This is a genomic window from Streptomyces sp. C (assembly GCF_000158895.1).
GTDB classification, from domain to species: domain Bacteria; phylum Actinomycetota; class Actinomycetes; order Streptomycetales; family Streptomycetaceae; genus Streptomyces; species Streptomyces racemochromogenes.
In genome coordinates this window covers 2,333,931-2,337,636 of record NZ_GG657750.1, presented here as the reverse complement: position 1 = coordinate 2,337,636, position 3,706 = coordinate 2,333,931, and the positions used below count along the sequence as shown (strand labels likewise).

General features: G+C 70.1%; 3 protein-coding genes and 1 pseudogene. 3 read left to right on the top strand and 1 reads right to left on the bottom strand.

The window, feature by feature from the left end:
• Window positions 1–1,005 precede the first annotated feature (1,005 nt).
• On the top strand, window positions 1,006–1,260 hold the full coding sequence (locus SSNG_RS10350) for a hypothetical protein (protein WP_042800837.1): 255 nt from the start codon (window positions 1,006–1,008) through the stop codon (window positions 1,258–1,260).
• A gap of 57 nt (window positions 1,261–1,317) precedes the next feature.
• Here the strand turns inward: SSNG_RS10350 and SSNG_RS10345 are convergent, their stop codons facing one another.
• Window positions 1,318–1,572, bottom strand: coding sequence for a hypothetical protein (locus SSNG_RS10345; RefSeq protein WP_241695018.1), 255 nt, complete (start codon window positions 1,570–1,572; stop codon window positions 1,318–1,320).
• Window positions 1,573–1,739: 167 nt separating this feature from the next.
• Here SSNG_RS10345 and SSNG_RS10340 point away from each other — a divergent pair, with 167 nt between their 5' ends.
• On the top strand, window positions 1,740–2,525 hold the full coding sequence (locus SSNG_RS10340) for an alpha/beta fold hydrolase (RefSeq protein ID WP_007263769.1): 786 nt from the start codon (window positions 1,740–1,742) through the stop codon (window positions 2,523–2,525).
• Between the two features lie 787 nt (window positions 2,526–3,312).
• Window positions 3,313–3,706, top strand: a pseudogene (locus SSNG_RS10335) (glycosidase); the annotation flags it as partial.

Sequence of the window (3,706 nt, the reverse complement as noted above, 5' to 3'; positions counted from 1 at the left end):
TCTGACGGCCTCTGCGAAGGGCGATCACCCGTAAGGGTGGTCGCCCTTTGGCGTATCCGCAGTGCCTGACTTGCCCTCCTCTCGTTGGGGAGTAGGGTGATCTTCGTTGTCCCGAAGCAGGGTCCGGAGATGATCCGCTCGGAGCACGGGGCCTTGACGAACGGCCAGCGGCGCGCAATTCTCAGTCCCGTCGTGAGGTCGGCCGGTGCGATCCGAGATCCGAGGCATGGATCGAGGCATGGATCGACTACGAAGAGGGCAGTACTGATACGCGCTCTGTGAACGAGAGCCGCAGCGTGTTGGTTGAACAACGGTAGGGAAGGGCCTGTTGCCGGTTTCCGGAAACCTGGTCTGGACATCAGTGACCCGGGGCGGTACCCCCTCGGACGGTCTCAGAGAAGCGTGGGGGCTTCCCGTCAGTCCCATCGTCCTTCCGGTTCGGGCCGGTCCCTCAAGGGCGCTCCTTCGTCGCGTCGCTACGCGATCGCCTTCGGCGACCCTTGACCGACCGACCCGAACCGGAAAGCCGAAAGACTGCCGGGAAACCCCCAAAGAAACGGCACGGTCCAGAGGAGCAGGGACGGGCGTCTCAGCGCTGAGGCGAGGGGCCGGGGGCCGGCCCGCCGGGCATCCGGGCCCTCAGGAGTCGAGATTCCGGGCCCTGGGCGCGACTACCCGCACGAGAAGGCGAACAGAGCAGCCCAGGGAGCCGACAGGCGCGACAGATCGCTACGCGCTCCTCCCGTCTCAGCGTCCGGCGACCGTCTGGGGCCGGTACCCGCACGCGAGGATGAACAGAGCAGCGCGGGAAGCGCATGGGCGCGACAGATCGCTACGCGCTCCTCTTTCCTCGGCGACTGGCGACCGGCTGGGGCTGGTACCCGCACCAGAGGTTGATCAAAGGGGTGTGAGATCACGAGCGGGCGGGCGGGGCGGGTCATCCACCACACCGTCCGCCAGCTGATGGGGCGTCGGGGTGGGGTGGCTCGGCTACCGTCCCACCGTATGGGCATCGCCAAGAAGGGCACGCGGACGATCGTCGTGGACGGCGAGAGGTACCGGTGGGTGGTTGCGCCCGATGACGAGCCCGGGCTGGGGATCGTCGTCGTGCACGACGAGGTGGACGGGCAGCGGATGGTGACGTGGGTCGAGCACGGGACGGTGGTCGCGCCGGGGCTCGTCGAGGTCGTCATTCGGAGGGCGTTGGAGCACCACGGCTGGACGCCCCGGAAGCGGGGGAAGCAGCTCGTGTTGCGCTAAAACGCCGCTGGGGCGGCCCGACGTTGTCGTCGGGCCGCCCCAGCGGGTCGTTCCGGGTCAGGCGCCCAGGTGGGAGGCGTTCGCCCACTCCTTCTCGCCGTCCTTGTGGCAGGAGGACTGGTAGACGGGGCCGGCGAACGCCGGGAGGTTGTGGGGGACCGCGGCGAACGTCGAGCAGTCCGACGAGTAGGTCTTGTGGCCGGCGTCGAAGTAGTCGATCTCGACACCGTCGTTGGCCAGGGCGGCACCGGCCCCGCCCAGGAGGATGCCGGCAGCCAGGACGGACGCGGTGACAGCGGAACGAATACGCATGACTCCCCTAAGGATCAATGGACGGACGCGCCGGTCGATCCGCGCGTCGGCCGGTCCAACCGCCCGCGGGCGCCGCCGGGAACGGCCGTTCACTCCAATGCCCGCAGCTTTATCGTTTCGCCGTCCCGCGCTTCCGCCGGTTGGGTGGGCCGTGCAAGCATCTGCGGATGATCAGACTTGCCGATGATCTCGGACATCTCGCGTACGTCGTTTCCGGTGACGGGCCGCCCGTCGTACTCGTGCACGCCGGCGTCGCCGACCACCGGATGTGGGACGACGTCGTGCCGGGGCTCGCTGAGCGGTACACCGTCATCCGCCACGACCTGCGCGGCTTCGGCGAATCCGCACCGCCGGCCGGCCCGTACGGCGACGTCGACGACCTGCGGCGCCTGCTGGACCACCTCGGGCACGACCGCGTCCGGCTCGTGGGCGCCTCCTGGGGCGGACGCGTGGCCGTGGACTTCACCCTCGCCCATCCGGAGCGGGTGCACTCGCTGGCCCTGTTCGCGGCCCCCTGGCCCGGCTACGACTGGTCCGCGGAGATGCACGCGTACGACGGCGCGGAGACGGCCGCCCTGGCCGCGGGGGACGTGGACGCCGCCACGCAGATCAACCTGGACATGTGGCTGCGGGGTCCCGCCCGGGAGTGGGCGGACGTCCCGGCCGGTCTGGCCGACCGGGTCCGCGGGCCGATGCGGACGTCGCTGGTGAACATGGCCGTCCGTGACGAGCACGGGCAGGGGCCGGGGACGTCTGACCTCGCCGCCGTCTCCGTACCCACCCTGGTGGGGGTCGGAAAGCTGGACGTCGCCGACTTCCAGGACATCGCCCGCCGCTACGCCGCCGGGATCCCCGGCGCGATGTTGGTCGAATTCCCCACTGCCGCCCACCTCATCGCCCTGGACGCCCCCACCGAACTCACCGCGCAGCTGCGAGCGTTCCTCGCCCGGTAGGACTCGCCGGCAGGGCGGTCTTCCGGCTGTCCTCCGTGGCCTGCCAGTCCAGCACGGCAGGGTGGGCTGCTGTGATTGCCCTCTGGTGCGGGTATCAGCCCCAGCCGGTCGCCAGACGCCGAGGAAAGAGGAGCGCGTAGCGATCTGTCGCGCCCATGCGCTTCCCGCGCTGCTCTGTTCGTCCTCGCGTGCGGGTACCAGCCCCAGCCGGACGCCGGACGCTGAGACGGGAGGAGCGCGTAGCGATCTGTCGCGCCTGTCGGCTCCCTGGGCTGCTCTGTTCGCCTTCTCGTGCGGGTAGTCGCGCACAGGCTCCGGATGTCGACTCTTGGGGGCCCGGATGCCCGGCCGGCCAAGCCCCGGCCCCTCGTCTCATCGCTGAGGGAGCCGTCCCTCTCGCATCGACCGTGCCGTTTCTTTGGGGGTTTCCCGGCAGTCTTTCGGCTTTCCGGTTCGGGTCGGTCGGTCAAGGGTCGCCGAAGGCGATCGCGTAGCGACGCGACGAAGGAGCGCCCTTGAGGGACCGGCCCGAACCGGAAGGACGATGGGACTGACGGGAAGCCCCCAACCCTCTCTGAGACCGCCCCAGGGAAGTACGGCCCCTCAGGGCGGGGGCGGGGCGAGTAGTACGGGTGCGGCGCGTGCCTCACTCGTTCGCCGCCCACCCCGCCTGCTCGGAAACAATTCTGCAATCTCTTGCGCAAGGTCTTGCAACACTCCTGGTCGCCGCCCTACGGTCGCGTGCAACCCCCCACGCCCCACACCTTCCCGCCAGGAGGACCCCCACATGGCTCGATCCAGATCCCTGTCCGCGCGCGCCGGCAGAGCCGCGCTGGCGACGGCGGCGCTCGCCGCCGCCTCGCTCACCGTGCAGGCGCCGCAGGCTTCGGCGGCTCCGCCCGGGGAGAAGGACGTCACCGCCGTGCTGTTCGAGTGGCGGTTCGCCGACGTCGCCAAGGCGTGCACCGGCAGCCTGGGCCCCGCCGGGTACGGGTACGTGCAGGTGTCGCCGCCGCAGGAGCACGTGCAGGGGTCCCAGTGGTGGACCTCGTACCAGCCCGTCAGCTACAAGAATCGCCGGGCGGCTCGGGGACCGGGCCGGCCTTTCAAGGGCATGGTCGAACGCCTGCCACGCCGCCGGGGTTAAAGGTCGTCGCCGACTCCGTCATCAACCACATGGC

Bases quoted from the DNA above. Each gene is read 5' to 3' on its own strand.
- SSNG_RS10350 (WP_042800837.1), top strand. From the start codon at position 1,006: ATGGGCATCGCCAAGAAGGGCACGCGGACGATCGTCGTGGACGGCGAG.
- SSNG_RS10345 (WP_241695018.1), bottom strand. From the start codon at position 1,572: ATGCGTATTCGTTCCGCTGTCACCGCGTCCGTCCTGGCTGCCGGCATC.
- SSNG_RS10340 (WP_007263769.1), top strand. From the start codon at position 1,740: ATGATCAGACTTGCCGATGATCTCGGACATCTCGCGTACGTCGTTTCC.